Origin of the sequence: Alkaliphilus flagellatus, from assembly GCF_018919215.1 — a bacterium.
Classification (GTDB): Bacteria; Bacillota; Clostridia; order Peptostreptococcales; family Natronincolaceae; genus Alkaliphilus_B; species Alkaliphilus_B flagellatus.
This window is the reverse complement of record NZ_JAHLQK010000002.1, coordinates 444,293-466,598: the sequence shown is the minus strand read 5'-3', so window position 1 is coordinate 466,598 and position 22,306 is coordinate 444,293. Positions and strand designations below refer to the sequence as shown.

General features: G+C 35.0%; 26 protein-coding genes. 2 read left to right on the top strand and 24 right to left on the bottom strand.

All coding sequences use genetic code 11. The features are described 5' to 3' along the window. Window positions 1-28 precede the first annotated feature (28 nt). The 9 genes from KQI88_RS07105 to ftcD all read right to left on the bottom strand — a co-directional run bounded on the left by KQI88_RS07105 (window position 29) and on the right by ftcD (window position 6,439). Window positions 29-304, bottom strand: coding sequence for a BMC domain-containing protein (locus KQI88_RS07105; protein ID WP_212381741.1), 276 nt, complete (start codon window positions 302-304; stop codon window positions 29-31). 3 nt (window positions 305-307) lie between these two features. Further along, window positions 308-733 (bottom strand): BMC domain-containing protein, encoded by a 426-nt coding sequence (locus tag KQI88_RS18660; RefSeq protein WP_216415697.1) that lies wholly within the window; start codon window positions 731-733, stop codon window positions 308-310. A 23-nt stretch (window positions 734-756) separates the two neighbouring features. Further along, a complete protein-coding gene (locus KQI88_RS07095; RefSeq protein WP_216415695.1) occupies window positions 757-1,077 on the bottom strand; it encodes a hypothetical protein in 321 nt (106 codons plus the stop codon). Window positions 1,078-1,098: 21 nt separating this feature from the next. Continuing rightward, window positions 1,099-1,365, bottom strand: a complete 267-nt coding sequence (locus KQI88_RS07090) for a BMC domain-containing protein (RefSeq protein WP_246579170.1) — start codon at window positions 1,363-1,365, stop codon at window positions 1,099-1,101. Window positions 1,366-1,436: 71 nt separating this feature from the next. Next, on the bottom strand, window positions 1,437-2,789 hold the full coding sequence (locus KQI88_RS07085) for a UbiD family decarboxylase (RefSeq protein WP_216415693.1): 1,353 nt from the start codon (window positions 2,787-2,789) through the stop codon (window positions 1,437-1,439). Between the two features lie 23 nt (window positions 2,790-2,812). Beyond that, window positions 2,813-3,367 carry a UbiX family flavin prenyltransferase gene (locus tag KQI88_RS07080; protein WP_216415691.1) on the bottom strand — a complete coding sequence of 185 codons (555 nt, stop codon included), beginning with the start codon at window positions 3,365-3,367 and terminating at the stop codon, window positions 2,813-2,815. A gap of 84 nt (window positions 3,368-3,451) precedes the next feature. Beyond that, window positions 3,452-4,054, bottom strand: a complete 603-nt coding sequence (locus KQI88_RS07075) for a cysteine hydrolase family protein (RefSeq protein WP_216415689.1) — start codon at window positions 4,052-4,054, stop codon at window positions 3,452-3,454. Between the two features lie 12 nt (window positions 4,055-4,066). Next, window positions 4,067-5,482, bottom strand: coding sequence for a dihydroorotase (locus KQI88_RS07070; protein WP_216415687.1), 1,416 nt, complete (start codon window positions 5,480-5,482; stop codon window positions 4,067-4,069). Between the two features lie 48 nt (window positions 5,483-5,530). Then, entirely contained in the window at window positions 5,531-6,439 is a 909-nt protein-coding gene (ftcD, locus tag KQI88_RS07065; protein ID WP_216415685.1) for a glutamate formimidoyltransferase, read from the bottom strand. A 464-nt stretch (window positions 6,440-6,903) separates the two neighbouring features. Here ftcD and KQI88_RS07060 point away from each other — a divergent pair, with 464 nt between their 5' ends. Beyond that, window positions 6,904-7,596 (top strand): cyclase family protein, encoded by a 693-nt coding sequence (locus KQI88_RS07060; protein ID WP_216415683.1) that lies wholly within the window; start codon window positions 6,904-6,906, stop codon window positions 7,594-7,596. A 156-nt stretch (window positions 7,597-7,752) separates the two neighbouring features. On the opposite strand, the gene KQI88_RS07055 is transcribed toward KQI88_RS07060, so the two are convergent. After that, complete coding sequence (locus tag KQI88_RS07055) at window positions 7,753-8,013, bottom strand: WG repeat-containing protein (protein ID WP_216415681.1); 261 nt, start codon at window positions 8,011-8,013, stop codon at window positions 7,753-7,755. Continuing rightward, complete coding sequence (locus tag KQI88_RS18655) at window positions 7,980-8,135, bottom strand: peptidoglycan-binding domain-containing protein (RefSeq protein WP_216415679.1); 156 nt, start codon at window positions 8,133-8,135, stop codon at window positions 7,980-7,982. The genes KQI88_RS07055 and KQI88_RS18655 overlap by 34 nt, the downstream gene beginning before the upstream one ends. A 120-nt stretch (window positions 8,136-8,255) precedes the next feature. Here KQI88_RS18655 and KQI88_RS07045 point away from each other — a divergent pair, with 120 nt between their 5' ends. Further along, a complete protein-coding gene (locus KQI88_RS07045; RefSeq protein ID WP_216415677.1) occupies window positions 8,256-9,011 on the top strand; it encodes a DUF3298 and DUF4163 domain-containing protein in 756 nt (251 codons plus the stop codon). Window positions 9,012-9,102: 91 nt separating this feature from the next. Here KQI88_RS07045 and KQI88_RS18310 read toward each other — a convergent pair whose 3' ends face one another. The 13 genes from KQI88_RS18310 to KQI88_RS18745 form a co-directional block, all read right to left on the bottom strand. Continuing rightward, a complete protein-coding gene (locus KQI88_RS18310) occupies window positions 9,103-9,870 on the bottom strand; it encodes a group II intron maturase-specific domain-containing protein (RefSeq protein WP_330656129.1) in 768 nt (255 codons plus the stop codon). A 2-nt stretch (window positions 9,871-9,872) separates the two neighbouring features. After that, window positions 9,873-10,427 (bottom strand): reverse transcriptase domain-containing protein, encoded by a 555-nt coding sequence (locus KQI88_RS18305; RefSeq protein ID WP_281417553.1) that lies wholly within the window; start codon window positions 10,425-10,427, stop codon window positions 9,873-9,875. A gap of 228 nt (window positions 10,428-10,655) precedes the next feature. Next, complete coding sequence (locus KQI88_RS07035) at window positions 10,656-11,657, bottom strand: electron transfer flavoprotein subunit alpha/FixB family protein (protein WP_216415675.1); 1,002 nt, start codon at window positions 11,655-11,657, stop codon at window positions 10,656-10,658. A 14-nt stretch (window positions 11,658-11,671) separates the two neighbouring features. Further along, complete coding sequence (locus KQI88_RS07030) at window positions 11,672-12,454, bottom strand: electron transfer flavoprotein subunit beta/FixA family protein (protein WP_216415674.1); 783 nt, start codon at window positions 12,452-12,454, stop codon at window positions 11,672-11,674. 13 nt (window positions 12,455-12,467) lie between these two features. Beyond that, window positions 12,468-13,607: an acyl-CoA dehydrogenase gene (locus tag KQI88_RS07025; protein ID WP_216415672.1), complete on the bottom strand. Its 1,140-nt coding sequence runs from the start codon at window positions 13,605-13,607 to the stop codon at window positions 12,468-12,470. Between the two features lie 36 nt (window positions 13,608-13,643). Continuing rightward, a complete protein-coding gene (locus KQI88_RS07020; protein WP_216415670.1) occupies window positions 13,644-14,060 on the bottom strand; it encodes a MaoC family dehydratase in 417 nt (138 codons plus the stop codon). 320 nt (window positions 14,061-14,380) lie between these two features. After that, window positions 14,381-15,121 carry a 3-oxoacyl-[acyl-carrier-protein] reductase gene (fabG, locus tag KQI88_RS07015; protein ID WP_216415668.1) on the bottom strand — a complete coding sequence of 247 codons (741 nt, stop codon included), beginning with the start codon at window positions 15,119-15,121 and terminating at the stop codon, window positions 14,381-14,383. Between the two features lie 45 nt (window positions 15,122-15,166). Further along, on the bottom strand, window positions 15,167-16,009 hold the full coding sequence (locus KQI88_RS07010) for a 3-hydroxybutyryl-CoA dehydrogenase (RefSeq protein WP_216415666.1): 843 nt from the start codon (window positions 16,007-16,009) through the stop codon (window positions 15,167-15,169). Window positions 16,010-16,112: 103 nt separating this feature from the next. Further along, window positions 16,113-17,429, bottom strand: a complete 1,317-nt coding sequence (locus KQI88_RS07005) for a GntP family permease (protein WP_216415664.1) — start codon at window positions 17,427-17,429, stop codon at window positions 16,113-16,115. A 16-nt stretch (window positions 17,430-17,445) separates the two neighbouring features. Beyond that, window positions 17,446-18,999, bottom strand: coding sequence for an acyl CoA:acetate/3-ketoacid CoA transferase (locus tag KQI88_RS07000; protein ID WP_216415663.1), 1,554 nt, complete (start codon window positions 18,997-18,999; stop codon window positions 17,446-17,448). Between the two features lie 294 nt (window positions 19,000-19,293). After that, window positions 19,294-20,772, bottom strand: coding sequence for a sigma-54 interaction domain-containing protein (locus tag KQI88_RS06995; RefSeq protein WP_330656116.1), 1,479 nt, complete (start codon window positions 20,770-20,772; stop codon window positions 19,294-19,296). 98 nt (window positions 20,773-20,870) lie between these two features. Further along, window positions 20,871-22,049, bottom strand: a complete 1,179-nt coding sequence (locus KQI88_RS06990; protein WP_216415661.1) for an acetyl-CoA C-acetyltransferase — start codon at window positions 22,047-22,049, stop codon at window positions 20,871-20,873. A gap of 63 nt (window positions 22,050-22,112) precedes the next feature. Further along, a complete protein-coding gene (locus KQI88_RS18745; protein ID WP_216415659.1) occupies window positions 22,113-22,295 on the bottom strand; it encodes a hypothetical protein in 183 nt (60 codons plus the stop codon). Window positions 22,296-22,306: the final 11 nt, after the last annotated feature.

The following is a 22,306-nucleotide window of genomic DNA, read 5'->3' as shown; positions in this document are numbered from 1 at the left end:
TGCCTCCTCCCTTAAGGAGTTTTTCATACTATTCTCCCTTTAATAAAACCCTTTCAACCTCTGAATGTGGTCTTGGTATTACGTGTACTGAATGTAGCTCTCCAACTGCTCTAGCTGCCTCAGCACCTGCATCCGTTGCAGCTTTTACTGCACCAACATCTCCTCTTACCATAACTGTTACTAATCCAAATCCTATTTTCTCGTAGCCTACTAAAGTAACATTTGCCGCCTTTACCATAGCATCTGCCGCTTCAACCGCACCTACTAAACCTTTAGTTTCTATCATTCCTAATGCCTGACCCATAGATTATTCCTCCTCTTTTTTAGTCTTTTCTTCTTTATTTTTTGATTTTGTTTCTTCTGCTTTCTCAGAAGATTTTTTAGAATTATCTTTATTAGAATTATTTTTGTCTAGATTTTTCTTACTAAAATTGGACTTTAAATTCTTTTCAAAGCCTTTAATTAATAAATCTACCTCTTCATGTGGGCGTGGTATAACATGATAAGATAAAACTCTACCTATACGGTTTGCTGCTGCCACACCTGCATCTACACTTGCCTGTACTGCTGCTACTTCTCCAGCTATTTGTATAGTTACGCTAACCGCCTTACCGGCACCAATAACTTTTTCATAGCCAACTAGCTTTATATCCGCCGCCTTACTAGCTGCGTCTAAGGCTGTAATAGCAGCTGTTAAGCCTACTGCCTCTATTAACCCTAAGGCTGCCCTCACAGGTCCACCTCCTTATTTTCATATTACTTACTTTGTTTATTTGCTAACTCTTCTAGGCTAATAGCAAAAGAACATTTTTGATTTTCTTCTGCTGGTTGCTTACTATATTCTATTAAATTCTCTAGCTTTATTTTTTTTATTTCTTGTGGTTTTTGATATCTAATATTATTGCTATTTGGATTAGTTGAACTGCTATTTATTAAACCTAGGAGCAAGGCTTCTTCCCTAGAATCTATATTCCCATTGCTCTCCTGCTCCATAGAACTAGAGCTATTAGTAACATTCTCCTTTCTATATTGCCTTGCTATATTATCCATAACCTTTCTAGTTAATAGATTTGCCATTTTTTCACCACCCCTATTGTTCTAATCTAGTATTTTGCCAACTTCCTCATGGGGTCTTGGTATTACATTTGTGGATATGATCTCGGCCAATTCCTCTGCTGTTTCCCTACCATTAGCTACAGCAGCCTGAACCGCAGCTACTTCTCCAGAAACTATTACGGAAATTATTCCAGATCCTACATAATTCAAATCCACTATTTTAACATCTGCCGACTTTACCATTGTATCTGCTGCCTGAATGGCGGCCACCAAACTCCTCGTCTCAATCATTCCTAAGGCTTGCTTCATAATTAACTACCACCTTTGCCTAAATTTTCATCCTATAGCTAACAGTGCTAATACTCGGTCCAAACTCAATATTAGCCTAATCCTGGAAAATATTTTTCAATATCTATCTTTTCATATCCAGGGATTATTGCCCTTTTAAAACCTTTGCCAGCCTCCCCTAAAGGCTTAGTAGCATCTATTCCTACCTTATCTGTTACTCCCCTTGCAACATGGGATGGTTCAAGCCCAGACCCTAATGCACCTGGAACTATAACCATATCTCTAGACCCCTGTACCCTAGTCGCAATTGCCCATTCAATATCATCGTGATTATAAATATCAACGTCTTCATCTACTACTACAACGTGTTTAACATCCTTACTGCTTGCTAATGCCCCTATTATTGCACTCTTTCCGTCTCCTTCAAATTTTTTATTAATAGATATGAAGGCATGAAAGCGACATCCCCCTGATACAGTTACATTTACATCCTTTATATCGACTAAATTCTTTAATATGCCGTATAACTCTATCTCCCTTATCAACCCATTTGCTAAATGCTCTTCCCTACATGGAAAAGAAGTTTGAAAAATTGGATTGTTTCTATGCATTACTGTTTTTACCTGAACTACAGGATGGAGTGCCCTCTCTCCGTAATATCCCATTAGTTCTCCAAATGGTCCTTCTTCTACCCTCTTATTAGGAGGCATAATACCCTCTAAAACAATTTCTGCATAGGCTGGTACTTCCAAATCTACGCTTCTACATTTTACTAGTTCTAATGCTTCTCCCCTTAGAGCAGAATCTACCTCATATTTATCTACGCCATAGGTAGCGGCACTAATTTGGGATGCCAAAAGCAGATAATAGTCGTAACCTAATATAATAGCAACCTCCAAAGGCTTATTTTGATTTTCCATAAATGCATACTGGCTTTTAGCTAAAGAAGATGCTACTAAAATATTCACTTCATTTTCACCATTAACTTGAAGCCTTCTAACAGATGTATGCCTCTGTCCTGTTTCCGGGTCCTTTAACACAACAATTCCTGCTGTAATATAGCTAGAAGAATCTCCTCCATGAAAGGTTGGAATCGGAAACATCTTTGGCAAATCAATATTTCTAGTAATAATATTTTCCATTACTGGCCCTTTTGTCAGAAGCTTTGTAGGCTTAGGGTTGGCTATGGCATTCATCATTTTAAAAATACGATCTTCTCCAGTGGCTCTTATCATTTGGTAATATAGATTCCTATTTCCGAACATAGCTCCTATAACTGGAATTTTGCCACCCTTTACCTTATTAAATAGAATAGGCTGCTCATTGTTAAAATGTTTTAAAACTGCCCCTAGTTCAAACCTTGGGTCAACTTCTTTATTACAGTGGAGTAATTGTCCCCTGTCCCCCAGTTCCTGTATGGAGGCCCGTAACATTTGTCTTTCCATTTTCTTTTTTCCCTCCCTCCTGTCTAAGCTCCCCATCGTTTAAAGAGGTTATGTTCTATATCTAATTGATCTAATGTTCTACCTACCATTATGCTTACAATATCTCCAATAGTTTCTGGCCTATGATAAAACCCAGGAGATGCAGGCATTATTGTAACGCCTATCTTTGCAAGCTTTAACATGTTTTCTAAATGAATTACACTTAAAGGTGTTTCTCTTGGAACAACAATAAGCTTTCTTCTTTCTTTAATAACAACATCCGCTGCTCTAGTTAGCAAGTTGTCGGATATACCGTTGGCCACTGCCCCTAAAGTACGCATAGAGCAAGGAACTATTATCATCCCATCAGTCTTAAATGAGCCAGATGCAATAGGTGCTGCAAGGTCTTTATTATCATGAAAATATGTGGCCATATCCTTTAATTCATTTAGTAAAATACCACATTCATGCTTTGCTACATATTCTCCCATTGTAGAAACTACCAAATGGGTTTCTATTCCTAGCTCTTTAAGTACCTTCAATACTCCTATGCCATATATGGTGCAACTACCTCCAGAAAGACCCACAATAATTTTCAACTAGCCTCACCACTTTCTCCTATCTGTATAGTGTATGTTTGCATCTGTCTACCCCAAAAGGGTAGACAGACTTGCACCTATACACTACTTAACCTTGTTTTCTTTATCTCCTCCGCCTATCCATGGATCTTTATCATTATCCCAAGCTTCAATATATTCGTCTATTGTCATTACTTTAGTAAAAATACTTAAGTCATTTAATCCGTATTCATGCATTTCTTCAGTTTTGGAAGCGCATCCATCGCTCAATGTAATTACTTTATAGGCATTAGCAAGAGCATCTGTAGCTGTACTTCTTACACAAACATTAGTCCATACCCCTGTTACTACAACAGTATCTATATTTTCTTCTCTTAAATATAGATCTAAGTCTGTATGAGCAAAACCACTATGTCTTCTTTTTTTAACTATATATTCATCCCCTTCTGGATAAAGCTCTGGAATAAAATCTGAACCCCAAGTTCCATCTACGGCGTGAACTGGTCTTACTCTGAAATCTGCATCATTTTTACGATGTGCCTCTTGAATATGAACAAGATGAACATCATCATTTTCCCTTCCACGTACCCATTTAAAAAGTCTTTGAAGATCTGGAGTTATAGTCTCTCCACCTGGACATCTTAAGGATGCCTTTTCTCCTACGAAATCATTTAACATATCTATTACTAAAATAGCGTGTCTTGGCATAATTTCTCCTCCTTAATATTTAATTAATTTATCTAATTTTTGAATGCTTTGTCTCTTTACAAATTGACCAAAACCTTCTTTACCTACAATACCCTCTTTATCATCATAAACAAGAGTACCACGTACAATAGTTTTTACTGGCTTACCCTTTAGTTGTAATCCGTGAAGTGGGTTATATTTTGCCATTGAATATGTTTTCTTCTGGTCTATAGTCCACTCTCTATCAAGATCTATAATTGTAAGGTCTGCATCTGAACCTATATGCATAGCCCCCTTCTTAGGATAAAGTCCGTATTGCTTTGCAGCATTGGTACTTAGTACTTCTACTAATCTACTAAGGGTTAATCTACCTTTGTTATATCCTTCGCTAACAAGTATAGGGACCATAGTTTCTACCCCTGGAATACCAGGAAAAGCAGTCCAAATATTAACACCTTCAGCTTCTTTTTCTGTTTCTATTTCGTAGGGAGCATGGTCTGTACCTATAAAATCCACACTTCCATTTTGCAAGCCTTCCCATAACTCCTTATTGTCTTTTTTAGTTCTAAGTGGTGGAGCAATTTTTGCGTATTGCTTGTGCTCTGTCATTGCATCTTGATAATTTAGTGTTAAATAATGAGGGCAAGTTTCAGAAGTAACATCTAGACCTCTCTTCTTTGCCTCTCCTACCAGTTTCGCCCCAATTCCTGTACTCATATGAACAATATGAAGCCTTGCTCCTGTTTCCTCCGCAAAGCTTATACCTAGTTGAATTGCAGCCTTTTCAGCTAATTCCAATCTAGCCTCTGCCCAAGCAGGTCCATCCATTCTTCCTTCTTTTTGGAACTTTTTAACGTAATAGTCGCACATTGCATAGTTTTCTGCATGTATTCCTACTGGAAGTCCTGTCTTTGCAACTGCTCTAAAGGCTTCCAGCATTTCTGGATCTGTTACTCTTTCATAGGTCGGTACAGATGGTGTCATATATACTTTAAAAGCACATACTCCATAATCTGCTTGAGCCTGAACATGCTCTAAATTATCATTTCTTACGTCTTCTCCAGTTACTCCACCCCAAAATGCAAAGTCAATTACTGCCTTGTCTTTTATTGCATTTAACTTAGACTCTAACTCTGGAATACTTCTAACTGAAGGCTTAGAACAACATGGCATATCCATAATGGTAGTAATACCACCAGCAGCTGCTGAGGAAGTTCCTGTTAAGAAGTTTTCTCTATGGGTAAATCCTGGGTCCATAAAGTGGGTATGGGAATCAAAGCATCCTGGAATAGTTAAATATCCCTCTGCATCAATCTCTTTAACATACTCAATTCCTTCTAAATCTTGAATAAAACCTGCAATCTTTTCATCTTTAATGAGTATATTCGTAAGTATTGTGTTATCTCCCTGTGGAATTCTCGCATTTTTGACAATTACATCATATTTCATATTTTAAATCCCCCTTTTATTTAATAGTTGATAGTATTAGACGACTTTTTACTTTATTAAATGACTTTCTAGTATTTGATCTTTTCTAAAGTTTTCTAGTCCCAAATAATATTCTAAAGAGTTAAGAAGATAATCTAGTTTTACAGGTCCTACTATTTCTGAGCCCGTTACTGCTACTCCATATCGGGCTGCCTCACCTTTTACAAAATTAAATGCTCTATAAAGAGGTGTAGAAGCACAATCAAACATATTCATCGAAACTACAACTCCAGATCTTTCCGGGAATTTAATTCCTACTGCTCTTACTGTGGAAAATCCACCACTAGGTCCCCTTACTCCCTTAGCTATTTTCTTGGCAATTTCAAGATCCTCCGTTGCTAAAAAAATATTGTAAGCAGTTAATCCTTCATTATCTGCACTTACTATAGTTGCTCCTGCTGTTGGATGTAGTCCAGCTGGACCAATGTCTGGTTTTCTTTCATCTAAATGAGCGACTTCCTTTAATCCTTCATATTGACCTTTTCTAATAAATGACAGAGCTTTTCTCTCCTCACAACGTGCATTAAATCCTGAAAAATAAACAGGAACATTATACTTCTCATATACTTCTTTGCCTATTTCCTCTGCAAGATCTATACACTCTTCTATTGTTATGTTTTTAAATGGGAATATTGGAATAGTATCTTGGGCTCCAATTCTTGGATGGGTTCCACTTTGTTCTTCCATATTTATTAGCTCATAGCTTTTCCCTGCCATCTTAAGTAGTGCTTCCTTTAAAGGCTCAGGCTCCCCTATTACAGTTACAACAGTTCTGTTAAAGTCATGTTCTGGCTCATAGCTCACAAGCTTTACCCCTTCTATATCTTTTAGCTCATTAACTATACTCTCAATTACATCCTTTCTTCTTCCATCACTAAAGTTTGGTACAGCCAATACATATTGTTTTTCTGTTGACATTTCAAAACCTCCTTGTATATATTTATTTATTTTTCAATATTTAATAAATTTTAAATTTTTTAAAATATTACCAACAATTTCAATAAAATTTTTTTTTATCCTTTGGAGTCTTTTTACAAATAATCCATTAAATCAATATGTTAAATTAAGTGGTTTTTGTATAAAATCTACGATTATATTTTTAAATACTTAAGCATAGGCTTTATTGCCTCTACTATAACCCTTTAATTTTCAATATTAATCTATGAATTTTTTTAAAATTACTAAGATACTATGAGATAAAATAAAAGAAGGATTATATTAAATTAAGTGGTATTGTATATACAACTCACTCAATCTTAATTATTCCTTTCTAGGCTTAGAAGTAATTTTAGTAAACAAATACTTCATATAAATAATATGTTAAGATTTTTAGGTATATGATGAAATTACAAACAACCTATAATAAGAAAGGAGCAATAAAAATGGCTTTACGTTTAATTGATTTGTCTCAGGAGATTTTTCAAGGAATGTCAGTTTTTCCAATGCATCAACCAACTTTTATAATGACTAATATGACCCATAAAGAAAACATGGAGGCCACAGGAAGTAAAAAATTAGGTTTCTCCGCACGAAACCTGCTTATTAGCGAGCATGGCGGAACCCACTGTGATGCTGTGTGGGAGTATAAACCCTCTGGTGCTACTATAGACAAAATGCCTCTAGAGTATTTTTGGGGAAGTGCCATATGTATAGACTTATCCCACATACCACCTATAAGGAAAATCGAACCTAATGATTTAGAAACTGCCCTCTCTAAATCTGGACAAAGACTGGAGCGTGGGGATATTATCCTTCTATACACAGGTCATTATGATAGGAATTTTGGTACAGATAAGTGGCAAACCACATATACAGGACTTAGTTATAACGCTGCAAAGTGGCTTGCAGAAAAGGGTGTTGTAAATATCGGAGTGGATGCTCCAGCCATAGATCATCCAGATGATCTAGACTTTTCTGGACATTTAGTATGTGGAGAGTACGACATTACAAATACAGAAAACCTATGTAATCTTGATAAGCTGGTAAATAAAAGATTTTTATATTTTGGGTTACCTCTTAAAATCCGTGATGGCTCTGGATCCCCTATTCGGGCTGTGGCATTAGTGGAGGAGTAAATTACAAAACAAGGAATGATTCTTTTAGCACATTGTGTTAAAAGAATCATTTCTTCATTGTGAATTACTATAATATTACATATTCATAGTTAAAACCCTAATGCTTTTTCACAGAAGAAACTTGTCACCCATTACACCTAGACTTCAAAATTTATTCTAGTATGTTGGTTTCCAAATAAACTTACCTGATTTATTTATATACCCAAGTTTACCATTTTGCCATACCTCTGCAATTCCATTGTTAAATTGATATGCAAACTCAAATTTGGGACCAACAACTACCTTTCCTGTGGAATCTATATATCTCCATAGTCCGTAGGTATCGAGCTGAATTTCACCCATTCCATCTGAGAAATCTTCGCAGAAACTATAACTTATTTCTCCTAATATGCTACCATATATTCTCCATAGTTCCATAGTCCATTCTCATCTTTGAAAATATTTACTGCTGCTTCAGTATTTTTACCAAACTTTCCATCTTCGAGCAATCGTCTGCCATATTGATCTCTGTATCCTAATGCGTTTAGTCGCTCTTGCATTAAAGCAAAAAGTATAATATTAAAATACAGATAACAAAACTAATACATACCATAAAACTTTAGGTATTAAGTCTTATTATGCTTTAAAATGTTAAATATAATTTGATAGGAGAGATATTTATGAAAAGAAAGTTTTTTATCCCTGTAATGCTTATGTTGATTACTTCAATAACTGCAGGTTGTGCAAATGGAATAACACTATCAACCAATAATAATACACAGCAAAATATAGTGCGAAAATTAGAAGTAGAAACCAAATCAATATCTGATGATAATGAAGCATTAGAAAGTAGTATTAAACTTCCTGTATTCTCTAATGATAATAATAAAGAGATTTTAGATGAAATAAACACAATTATTGAAGAAGACGCATTAAAAATAAAAGAAGAAATGTCACAAATGGCTGAAAATGATTTTAAAGATGCCAAAAAATCCAATATAGAGCTTCGTAAATATGAATTACTAATAAATTACGAAGTTCATACAGCAAATAATAATCTAATAAGCGTAACAACTTTAAATTATCAATACACCGGTGGTGCTCATGGTATGAGCGTCAAAGTTCTATACAACTTCGACTTAACAACTGGTAAAGAAATTGCCTTAGGAGACTTCTTTAAAGAAGGAAGTAACTATAAAAAGGTAATTAATGAAGAGATACAAAAACAAATAAAAGAAAATCCAGATAAGTTTTTCCCAGATGAAGTAGAACTGTTTAGTGGTATTAGTGATGATCAATCTTTCTTTATTAAAGATGGAAAATTATTTATATATTTTGGACAATATGATATAGCCCCTTATTCATCTGGCATAATAGAGTTTGAAATTCCAAGTAGTGTTTTGAAAGATGTTGTTTCGTCCTCCTTTATTAAATAGATTCAATCGAGTAGGAGGTAGATAATTATTTTATCTACCGACCTCTCACACCACCGTACGTACCGTTCGGTATACGGCGGTTCAACAGGAACTAATGTACTTGTTTATATCTTTTATGAATACTTGTATATCCTATGCTTTCGAGATAAGTGTTTGTAAGAGTTGCTTTAAGAATAGGGCTATTGAAGATTCTCCAGTAGCATTTCCTTGTATTGGCGTATTCCCATGCTTTTGGTTCACTGGTTCCAAGTCTTACTAGGTTATCATGCTTGGTTTTAATCTTTTTCCATTGCTTCCAAAAGCACATTCTAATCCTTCGTCTCGTCCATTCATCAAGTTTTCTTGTTAGCTTGCTTATGTCTGCTATTCTAAAGTAGTTAATCCACCCAATTACGCACTGTTTTAGCTTTTCCATTCTATATTTCATGCTTTTCCCACTGCTTCTTGAGGTGATTTCTTTTATTTTGTTCTTGAACTTGTTTATGGATTTTTGATGTACTTTTATCCCTATCTTTCCGTAAAATTGATAGAAGGTAAACCCTAGAAATTTCCTTCTCCATGGTCTATCCACTGCACTTTTGACGAAGATATTACAATCATCCGCGTAGCGGCAGAATTTATACCCCCGCTTTTCAAGCTCTCTGTCAAATTCTGTGAGCATGATATTACTAAGCAACGGACTTAAGGGTCCCCCTTGAGGACATCCTCCTTCCGTATCTATGTATACTCCGTTTATCATCACTCCACTTTGTAGAAATAGTCTGATGAGCTTTAATACCCTTTTATCTTTGATTTCTCTGGCGACTAATGCCATGAGCTTATCATGATTTACGGTATCGAAATATTTTGCAAGGTCTATGTCTACAACCCATTTATATCAATGCCCCATATATTCTTTTGCTTTGTTGATTGCTTGTTTTGCTTTTTTTTAGGTCTGAATCCATAGCTATTCTCTGAAAAGGTTTTTTCAAGTATCGGGCTTAAGATTTGTGCAATTGCCTGTTGAATCATTCTATCAACTACCGTTGGAATACCAAGTAGTCTTATTCCCCCATCAGGCTTTGGTATTTCTACCCGCCTAACCGGCTTGGGACGATATGTCTCCTCCGATATACTTTCCTTGAGTGTTCGGACATTTTGTTTTAGAAATTGTGGAAGTTCATCCACCTTCATTCCATCTACTCCATGACTTCCCTTATTGGCTTTAACTCTCTTAAAAGCAAGTTTTAGATTATCTCTGTCCAATATTTTCTCAAGGAGCCTATCGGCGTATAATTTTCCATCGTCTCTTCCACTTTCGAATGCCGTAGGAATACTATGCACTCCCATGGTTTCTTGGAATTCCATTCCTACCTGCCATGACCAGTCTTCATATGAAGTTTTCTGCAATCTTTGTATATCTCTCGAATTCTTCAAGTTTCTAAGACCTCCTATTGTTCAGTCCTTCCCAAAGCATTTATGACTGCTCTAGTACTATGACCTCTGCTGACTTCTCATGATAAATCTTGTTTCAACCATGAGACTGTCTCAGTCCTAGACAAGTTATCTATTTTGAGACAGCCCCTTTATCTTTTATTCTATCAAGACGATTAAAGTTCCCTCTCTTTTTCACACAATAGAAACGTCCCTCTGTCTTTACATTTATTATTTAGAATTTTTTAAAGCATCTATTAATGCCGGAATCACTTTATTAACATCTCCTACAATTCCAACATCTGCCAACTCAAATATAGGAGCATCCGCATTTTTATTAATAGCTATTATTAATTCAGATTCTTCCATACCTGTTACGTGCTGGATTGCGCCCGAAATACCACAAGCTATATAAAGGTCTGGTCTTACAGTTTTTCCAGTTTGCCCTACCTGATATTCTCTTTCTATCCACCCTGCATCAACAACTGCTCTAGAACCAGATACTAAACCACCTAATTCTTTGGCTAATTTTTCTAATGGTTCAAAGCTTTCTTTTTTGCCTAATCCTCTTCCACCAGATACTAGTACATTAGCTTCCTCAATCTTTACTTTTTTCTTTGATTCTTTAACTACCTCTATTATCTCAACATTCATATCATCTTCATTTAGGGCTGGTTTAAGTTCTATAATTTCTCCGTTTCTTCCTTCATCCCTAGTTCTTTTAACCATAACTCCAGGTCTTACTGTTGACATTTGCGGTCTATGCTCTGGACAAATGATAGTGGCCATAATATTGCCTCCAAATGCTGGTCTTGTCATTAGGAGATTTTTTGTTTCCTCTTCAATTTCTAAGCTTGTGCAATCTGCGGTTAAACCAGTGTGTATTCTAGCTGATATCCTTGGCGCTAAATCTCTACCTATGGCTGTAGCACCAATTAATATAATCTCTGGGTTATATAACTTAATTGCCTCACACATTACCTTCGTATAAGGCTCTGTTACATATAGATTTAACATAGGGTGATCTGCTACAATTACTTTGTCCGCACCATAATATAATAATTCCTTAGATGCATCTCCTATTCCTTCACCTACTAATATTGCTGTCAATTCAGTTTTTAATTCGTCTGCAAGTTCTCTACCCTTTCCTAATAACTCCAATGATACATTTCGTATTTCTCCATCTCTTTGTTCTGCAAATACCCAAATTCCTTTATAGCCTAAAGAGCTCATATTCTTCCTCCTAACTATATAATATATTTTTCCTTTAATTTATCTACTATAATTTCTGCTGCTTCCTTTGCATCCACTACAAAAATCTTGCCTGCTGTCTTTGCTCCCTTAGTAAAGGATTTTTTTACCTTTGTAGGCGAACCCTTCAGCCCAATATCTCCTATATTCACATTGATATTACTTAAATTCCATACTTCAACTTCTTTATTGTTATAAGCATCATAAATTCCGCCAATACTCATATATCTTGCTTCATTCATCTCTTTTATCGTTGTAATTAAACAAGGTGTTTTTACTCTTACCATATGGTATCCGTCTTCAAAAACCCTTTTTAATATTATTTTATCTCCATCTAATTTTAAATCTTCCACATAGCTTACCTGAGGTAAATTTAAATGCTCTGCTATTTGCGGTCCTACTTGTGCAGTATCTCCATCTATAGCCTGTCTTCCCGCAATAACTAAATCGTATTCTAGCTCTCGAATAGCTGCGGCTAAGGTGCTAGATGTAGCCCAAGTGTCCGCTCCTGAAAAAGCACGATCTGTTAATAAAATACCTCGATCTGCACCCATAGCAAATGCTTCCCTAATAGCTACCTCTGCTTGTGGTGGCCCCATTGTTATAACTGTTACATGAGCTCCTATTTCATCTTTAATCCTTAGTGCTGCTTCTAAACCACTTTTGTCATCTGGATTAATAATACTAGGTACTCCATCACGAATTAATGTCCCTGTTTTTGGATCTAATTTTACTTCAGTTGTATCCGGAACTTGTTTTATACAAACAATAATTTTCACGTTATTTCCTCCTCTACTTAAGCAATTGTGCAGAGATTACCATTTTTTGAACCTCTGATGTACCCTCGTATATTTCTGTAATTTTGGCATCTCTCATCATTCTCTCTACAGAATATTCTCTTGTATATCCATAGCCTCCATGCAACTGAACTGCTTTTACAGTTACTTCCATGGCTGTTTCTGAAGCAAAAAGCTTTGCCATTGCAGCTTCATTTGAGTAAGTTAATCCCTCTTGCTTTAAATAAGCTGCTTTATATACCAAAAGCCTAGCTGCTTCAACTTTCGTTCCCATCTCTGCTAATTGAAATTGAGTATTTTGGAAGTAAGAAATAGGTTTTCCAAACTGCCTTCTTTCCTTTACATAGGCAATTGTTTGATCTAAAGCCCCCTGTGCGATTCCTAAGGCTTGAGCTGCTATTCCAATTCTTCCTCCATCCAAGGTCTTCATTGCAATACCAAATCCCTTTCCTTCTTTTCCTAAAAGATTCTCTTTAGGGATTCTACAGTTTTCAAATATCAATTCACAGGTGGATGATCCTTTAATACCAAGCTTGGATTCTTTTTTGCCCACACTAAATCCAGGTGTATCTGCATCAACAATAAATGCTGAAATACCTCTTGTTCCTTGAGACTTATCAGTCATAGCCATAATAATATAAATATCTGCGTATCCTGCATTCGTAATAAAAATTTTACTTCCATTTAAAATATAACAATCTCCATCTAATATAGCAGTTGTTTGCTGAGCAGATGCATCGGTGCCTGCATTAGGCTCTGTTAATCCAAAAGCTCCTAATTTTTCTCCTGATGCTAAAGGATATAAATATTTGTCTTTCTGCTCCTTTGTACCAAATTCATATATAGGTGCTGCACATAGAGATGTATGGGCAGACACAATAACCCCAGTAGTTGCACATACCTTAGAAAGTTCCTCTACAGCCATAGCGTATGCAATATTATCTCCACCAGATCCACCATATTCCTTTGGAAAAGGTATTCCCATAAATCCATAACGGACTAGCTTTTTTACTGTTTCAACAGGAAACTCTTCTTTTTCATCTACTTCTTCTGCAAATGGCTCTACTTCCTTTTGGGCAAACTCTTGATATAACTTTTTAAGCATTAAATGCTCCTTTAATAAGCTAAAGTTCATCACTACTCCTCCATTCCATATTTACTGAATCTTTGTTTACTTAGGTGGCATCACTGTTGCAACGCCGGATAGAACATCTACACCTTCTTGATTTGTACATGTAGTACTTAATTTAACTCTATTTTTTTCAATATTAATTTCTATTACTTCTACAGTGGCTAGAATTGTATCATTAAATCTTACTGGAGCTAAAAACTTTAATTCTTGACCCATATAAATTGTTCCTGGTCCAGGTAGCTGCATTCCCAATACAGCAGATATTAAACCGGCTGTTAGCATGCCATGAGCGATTCTTCCTTTAAACAAGCTGTCCTTTGCCGCTACTTCATTGATATGTGCTGGATTTAAATCACCAGTAATTCCAGCATATAAATATACATCTGTCTCAGTAATAGTTTTTTGAAAAAAAGCTTTATCTCCGATTTTTAATTCGCTAATTTTTTTCCCTACCATTATAAAACCTCCTTGTTTTTTATTTAACAATATTTACTGCAATTATTATACCAACTTTATAGTAACCTCATATTTTTCTTAAATATATTTTTGTAGCATTTATCTGATTAATACCTACTTACTTAGCTCTATTGCTAAATAGTATCTATACAGATACTAATAAAATATTTTTTCATTTTTTTATTTTTGTTAATAATATAACTATTAAACGAAAAATAAAATGACTGTAAAATATAATTACAGTCATTTTATCTTTCATAGCTTTTTCAGCTAAATATACCATGTTCACTTTTTGAACTGTGTACTATTTATTGACAGTCTTAAAGTACAACGCCCCCATCTACACTTAAAGTTGTCCCAGTGATAAATCCTGCTTCATCTGATGCAAGGAATGCATAAGCATTAGCAATATCCTCTGGTGTACCTAATCGGTTTAAAGGTGATTTTCCTTTCATCATATCTATTACCTTATCAGGCATTTTAGAAACCATAGGTGTTCCAATAAACCCAGGTGCTACAGCATTTACACGAATACCTTTTTTGCCTAATTCCTTAGCCCATGTTTTTGTCATACCGATTACTCCAAATTTAGTAGCTGCATAATTTGTCTGTCCAAAGTTTCCATAAAGTCCAACTACGGACGATGCATTTAGAATAACTCCGCCGCCGTTTTCAACCATTACAGGTACAACAATTTGCGTACAATTATATACGCCTTTTAAATTAACAGCGATAACCTTATCAAAAGCATCTTCTTCCATTTTTGTAAGCTGACTGTCAGCAGTAATTCCTGCATTGTTTACTAATATATCTATTTTACCCCATTTAGCCACAACATCGGATACCATGTCTTGAATCTGTTCTCTGTTTACTACATTTACTCCATAAGTCAATAATTCAGCTCCTAATTCTTTGATTTCTGAAGAAACTTCATCCATTAACTCTAGTTTTATATCCACAGTTACAACCTTTGCTCCCTCTTGTGCAAATTTAAGAGCTGTTGCCTTCCCAATTCCTTGTGCTGCACCAGTAACTAAAACTACTTTATCTTTGAATTTCATTATTTATCCTCCTTTTAAAGTCTATAGTTATGTTTAGTAATTTATTTAATAGATATAAAAACCTCTTCCAGATTTTCTTCCCAGGAAGCCACCTCTCACCATTTTTTTTAGTAAATGATGGGGTCTATATTTATCGTCTCCAAATTCTTTATGCATTGTCTCCATAATGGCTAGACAAACATCGTTTCCAATTAAATCTGCAAGTGCTAACGGTCCTATAGGATGATTTGCTCCTAATTTCATAGATTCATCAATATCATTTGCGGTAGCAACACCATCACTTAGTATTCCAATTGCTTCGTTAATCATTGGTATCAAAATTCTATTTACTACAAAGCCTGGAGCCTCATCTACCTCTACAGGTGTCTTATCTATTTTCTTTGTTATTTCAACAATAATAGATTTACTTTCTTCTGAAGTAGCAATTCCTTTAATAACCTCTACTAATTTCATAACAGGCACTGGGTTAAAAAAGTGCATCCCTATCACTTTATCCGGTCTATTAGTAGCATTAGCTATTTCTGTAATTGATAAGGAAGATGTGTTGGTGGCTAGTATGGCTTCTGCCTTACATACTTTATCTAGTTCAGAAAAAATTTGCTTTTTCATATCCATATTCTCTACTGCTGCCTCAATTATAATATCTGCCTCTTTTAAATCTGCTATATTTACGGTTCCCTTAATTCTATTTAAAGTTTTATTTTTATCAAGATCAGTTAATGTTCCCTTTTCAACTTTTTTATTTAAGTTTTTCGTTATAAGTCCTATTCCTCTATTTACAAATTCCTCTTTTATATCTCTCAGTATGACTTCATACCCAAATTCAGCAAACACCTGAGCGATTCCAGTTCCCATTGTACCAGATCCAATAACGCCTATTTTTTTCAATTCAACATCACTCCTTGCTATTTTTATATAATAGGGAAGTAAAACTTCCCTATTATATAAAGTTGACTATAGGTGAGATATCACTCCCACTACATAGCAGTTATTATACTAAACCAATACTAGCTAAAATAATAGCTGCAATTACTGAAGCTACTGGTATAACACAAGCTACCATGAAAATATCTAAATAAGAATCTTTATGAGTCATTGAAGTTGCTGCAAGTAAAGTTAATACTGCACCATTATGAGGTAATGTATCTAAGCCTCCACTTGCTAAAGATGCAACCCTATGGAATGCTGCTAAAGGAATTCCTGAACTAACCGCTAGCTCAGCATATTTAGTTCCTAATGCTTCCAATGCTATTCCCATACCACCAGATGCAGAGCCTGTAGCTCCTGCAAGTAGGTTTACTGCTACTGCTTCGGAAATCAACGGATTTCCTTTGATCCCTAATAGCATTGAAGTTAATGCAGTAAAACCAGGAACTGCTTTAACTACTGATCCAAATCCAACAGCAGCACTTGTATTAATGATTGCCATTACTGAGCCAGCTGCTCCACCATTAATGGTGTCTATTAGCTTCGGTAATCTCTTAAAGTTCAATATTATAGCCAAAAGTATTCCTACTGCTAAGGATATTACTATATCTAGTCCAAATAAGTTCAATAATAAAATTACGGATATTAAAGGCAATGCTGACAAAGCTGGATTAGGTAAATCTTTCGAAAGCTCTTTTGATGTAGCTGCTGATTCTTCGTCTACTACCTTTACATTATTCTTAGCAGGCTCTGTAAAAAATTCTCCTGCCGCCGCAAACTTTTTCTCTCTATAAGTCAGCCACACTATTCCTCCACCGCACATTATAATAGCGCCAACAATACCCATAATAGGAGCTGCCATAGGGGTAGTACCAAAGTACTTCATAGGAATTAAGTTTTGTGTCTGCGGAGTTCCAGGAACAGCTGTCATTGTGAAAGTAAATGCACCTAATGCAATAGTTCCTGGTATCAATTTTCTAGTAATATTTGCTTCTCTAAATAATGCAATAGCTATAGGATAAACAGCAAATACAACTACGAATAAAGAAATTCCACCATAAGTTAAAGCTCCACAAGCTGCTACAACTGCAAGTATAGCAAATTTAGTGCCTATAACTTTAGAAATCCATGTTGCAACAGATTGTGCAGCACCAGATTCGTCCATCACTTTACCAAATATTGCACCTAACATAAACACAGGGAACCAAGCTTTAGTAAAACCAACAAATCCCTCCATATATGAGCCTGTATAGACTGGTAATAACTCTAAGCCTCCCGTAAAAGCAACTACAAGAGCACATATTGGAGCTACCCAAATAATAGACATCCCCTTATATGCCAATATCATTAATAATGCTAATCCAATTATTATTCCTAACATTTTATTTTCCCCCTCTCTAAATAGTTAATCCCATTTTTTCTGGTTTGAAGATTTTAGAATCCATTACCTTAAGCTCTTTACTAATGATTGGCTTAAACTCCATTTGATCCAGTATATCTTTTTGTAAGTCTACTCCTGGAGCTATTTCTGTTAGAATAATACCCTCTGACCCTAAAATAAATACTGCTCTTTCTGTTATATAAAGTACGGTTTGCTTTGCATCTGTTGCATATTCTCCACTAAATGTAATCTGTTCTACCTGAGAAATAAACTTCTTTACTTTTCCTTCCTGTACTATCTTTAGCTTTTCTTCTTCAACTTCAAGTTTTAAACCACTTGCTGTAAAGGTTCCACAGAATATAACTTTTTTAGCATTTTGAGTAATATTTATAAAACCGCCTGCACCAGCTATTTTCGGACCAAATTTGCTTACATTAATATTTCCTATTTTATCGCATTGTGCTAATCCTAAAAAAGCAACGTCTAATCCTCCACCGTCATAGAAATCAAACTGATAAGGCTGATCTATAATTGCTTCGGGATTTATTGCTGCTCCGAAGCTTAACCCACCTGCTGGTATTCCACCGATTGGCCCTGGTTCTACTGTTAATACCATCTCGTCTCCTATTCCTTCTTCATTAGCAACTACTGCAACCCCTTCTGGCATTCCTATTCCTAGATTAACTATTGCTTTAGGAACTAGCTCCATAGCTGCTCTTCTAGCAACAATTTTTCTTTCATCTAATTCTAATGGTTTAACAGAATCAATAGGAACTCTTACATCTCCTGTATAACTAGGATTATAAGCTTCGGCAAAGGTTTGCATATGATTACCTGCATCTTTTACCTCTACAACAGTATCTACATAAATTCCTGGTATCTTTACAAGTTTTGGGTCAATGCTTCCTACCTTAACGACTTTTTCTACCTGAACGATTACCTTTCCACCTGAATTTTTACATGCCTGAGCTATAGATAAAACTTCAAGTGTTCCTGCTTCCTTTTCCATAGAAATATTTCCATGTTCATCTGCATATGTTCCTCTTATTAAAGCAAAATTAATTGGAAAAGCCTTATAAATTAAATACTCTTCTCCTAATACTTCGATTAGTTCCACCATATCTTCCTTTGTTTTTGTATTAAGTTTACCGCCTTCAACCCTAGGATCAACAAAAGTTTTTAACCCTACCTTTGTAATAGTTCCTGGCTTATTAGCTGCTATATCCCTAAACAAATGAGAAATAGACCCCTGTGGAAAATTATAAGCTTCTATTTTGTTTTCAAACGCAAGCTTTTGTATTTTCGGAACTAAGCCCCAATGTCCTCCAATAACTCTTTTTAACAACTCTTCATGGCCTAAATGATTTAATCCTCTATCTTTTCCATCTCCTTGTCCGGCTGCATATACCAACGTTAAATTTTTAGGTTCAGATGACTCTAAAAATCTTTTTTCTAGCGCAATTTCAAGTTCTTCAGGTACTGCATTCCCTACAAATCCTCCTGTTGCTACTACGCTATCTGACTTAATTAACTTTACTGCATCTTCTGCAGTCATAAATTTTACTGCCATATTAAAATCCTCCCTCCATAATTAGTCAGTTAATACTTTTGCAAAACACATGCCAACTTTATAAACACGTGATTTATACTGCTCTTAGATACTTTTTTATACTGACCCTTATGGAAAAGGAGGATTTTATATTTTATTTAGTTTGTACTGTCCATAATATTTACATTAATTTTCAGATTTTTCAAAAAATAATATCTATTTCGAAGAAATCTTATTGATTTTTCAATAGTAGTAATTGTTGCTTAATTAAAAATTTTTAATAAGTGTAATTTTTTATTACATTGTTCATTTTCTTTACATATCTAAATCATACTTTTTTATCTTTTCATAAAGATTTGTACGACTAATACCTAATTTCTTTGCTGTTTTTAATTTATTTCCATCATACTTTAGTAAGGTCTGCTGTATGGCTTTCTTCTCTATTTCATCAAATATCTCTTTTAAAGTACCGTCTAGTTGCATTTCTAAAGTATCTAAAGATACGCCTATATCTGGCTTAGCTTTTCTACGTATATAGTAAGGAAAATGGTCTAATGTGATCATTGCTTCCTTCTCTACCATGTTTAATGCTCTTTCAATTAAATTAGCTAGCTCTCTAATATTCCCTGGCCAATGGTAATTTGTTAAAGCCTCTAAGGCATTCGGAGAAATTTCAGTTACATGTCTTTCCATTTCACTAGAAAGCTTTTTCATTAAGTGGTGTGTTAACAAAGGTATATCCTCTATACGTTCTCTAAGAGGAGGAACATTAATATTGATTACATTTAATCTATAGTACAAATCTTCTCTAAATAGTTTTTTCTTCACCATTTCTTTCAAATCTCTATTAGTTGCAGCTATTATTCTAACATCAATTTTCTGACTTTTTACACTTCCAATTCGTTCAATTTCTCTCTCTTGAATAACTCTTAATATTTTAACCTGCATATTAAGAGGAAGATCTCCTATTTCATCTAAGAAAATAGTACTTTTATTAGCCAATTCAAATTTACCAAGCTTTCCTCCTTTTTTAGCACCAGTAAATGCCCCTTCTTCGTATCCAAAAAGTTCCGATTCTAAAAGATCTGAAGGTATAGCACCGCAATTTACTTTTATAAGAGGGTAGTCTCCTCTAGGGCTTGCATTATGAATAGAATGGGCAAATAGCTCTTTTCCCGTTCCACTTTCACCTAGTATTAATACATTTGATTTTGATAAAGCTACTTTTTTAGACATTTCTTTTGCTCTTTTTATAGCACTACTCTCTCCAATGATATTATCAAAGGTATATGCACTTCCTAAAGCTTTCTTTAATTCCTTTTTATAAAATTCCAGTTCTTTTTCCATTTTTAGGATGTTTTTTACATATACATCAAACTCTACTAGGTCCTTAAAAATTACAGTACCTACAGCTCCAATAAACTCTCCATCTATGTATATTGGGATTCTGTCAGCAATCATTTGATTACCCTTTATCTCCTGTATATCACCGATCTCTTTTTGCCGAGTTTTTAAAACAATATGCATTCTTGTATTCTCTATAACATCTGTAACATGTCTGCCTATAGCTTCCTCTTGCTTTATTCCAATAAAATCACAATATTTTTTGTTCATCATAACTATAAATCCTTCTTTATCAACTACAACAACCCAATTATATATATCATTAAATATATTCTTGTATAGGCTAAGTAAAAATAAAACTTGGTCTAGATGCTCTTCAAAGTTATCCTTTGTTATATCTAGAGAGTTTAGACTTAAATACTCCTGTTTTTTAATATTAATTTTAATCACCCCCAGAATTCCTGATATATATATATTATTATCATAAAATCTAGTTTTAAAAAAGCAGCAAAAAAACCATAACTAAGGAGTTTTTGCTGCTTCTAAATCTAACGTTTAACAACTACTGCTGTTCCCATTCCTCCACCAATACATAATGTCGCTAAACCATATTTTGCAGTTGTTCTTTTCATTTCATAAAGTAAAGTTACTAAAATTCTAGCACCACTAGCTCCTATTGGATGTCCCAAGGCTATAGCTCCTCCATTTACATTTACCTTGTTTTTATCCCATCCTAATTCCTTTCCTACTGATAGGGCTTGAGCAGCAAAGGCTTCATTTGCTTCGATTAAATCCATTTCAGCAATTGTTAATTTAGCTTTTTTAAGTGCCATTTCTGTCGCTGGAACTGGACCAATTCCCATAATAGAAGGATCTACTCCTGCACTGCTATAGGATACTAATGTTGCTAATGGTTCTATTCCTAACTCATCTGCCTTCTCTTTTGTCATTAATACTAGAGCAGCAGCTCCGTCATTAATTCCAGAAGCATTTCCAGCTGTTACAGTTCCATCTTTTTTGAAAGCAGGTCTTAATTTTCCTAAAGATTCTACAGTTATGCCTGCCTTAGGATACTCATCAGTATCTATAACTATTGGTTCTCCTTTTCTTTGTGAAATTTCAATTGGCACAATCTCATCCTTAAATTTTCCTTCTGAAATTGCTTTCCTAGCTTTATTTTGACTTTCTGCAGCAAACTGGTCCTGTTCTTCTCTTGTTAAAGAGTACTTTTCTGCTAGATTTTCAGCAGTGATACCCATATGGTAATTATTGAATGCATCAGTTAATCCATCATTAATCATAGAATCTACAATATCGCTATTTCCCATTCTCATACCCCATCTGCCATTAGGAACTAAATAAGGGGATTGACTCATATTTTCTGTCCCACCAACTACAACGATATCATTATCTCCAGCAATAATAGTTTGAGCAGCCATAGATACTGTTTTTAGTCCTGAACCGCATAGCATATTAATAGTTGTAGCTGGCACTTCTTGCGGAATTCCAGCCTTTATAGAAGCCTGTCGTGCAACGCCTTGTCCAAGACCTGCTTGAAGCACACAACCCATATATACTTCATCTACCATATTCGATTCAATTTTTGCTCGCTTCAATGCCTCTTTAATAACAGCAGCGCCCATATCTACTGCTGAAACCTTTGATAAAGCACCTCCAAAGCTCCCAATAGCTGTTCTTACACCACTTGCAATTACAATCTCTTTCATCCTTATCCTCCTCTTATTTATAATTAATGCTATGTAAATATTTCGTGCAAAAATCATACCAAATTAATACTTATTAATAATTTTTGTTGATAAATGAGATAAAAGAGACAATGGGGGCTTTATTTTAATATGTAAATCTAGAGTCCATTCATGACCACACTCTGGACAAATTAAAAGACTTCCATCCCCATAAGTATATTCCGAAGTACATTTTGGACAATTGGGTACGGAGACAAGGGGAGACAAGGGGACGTTTC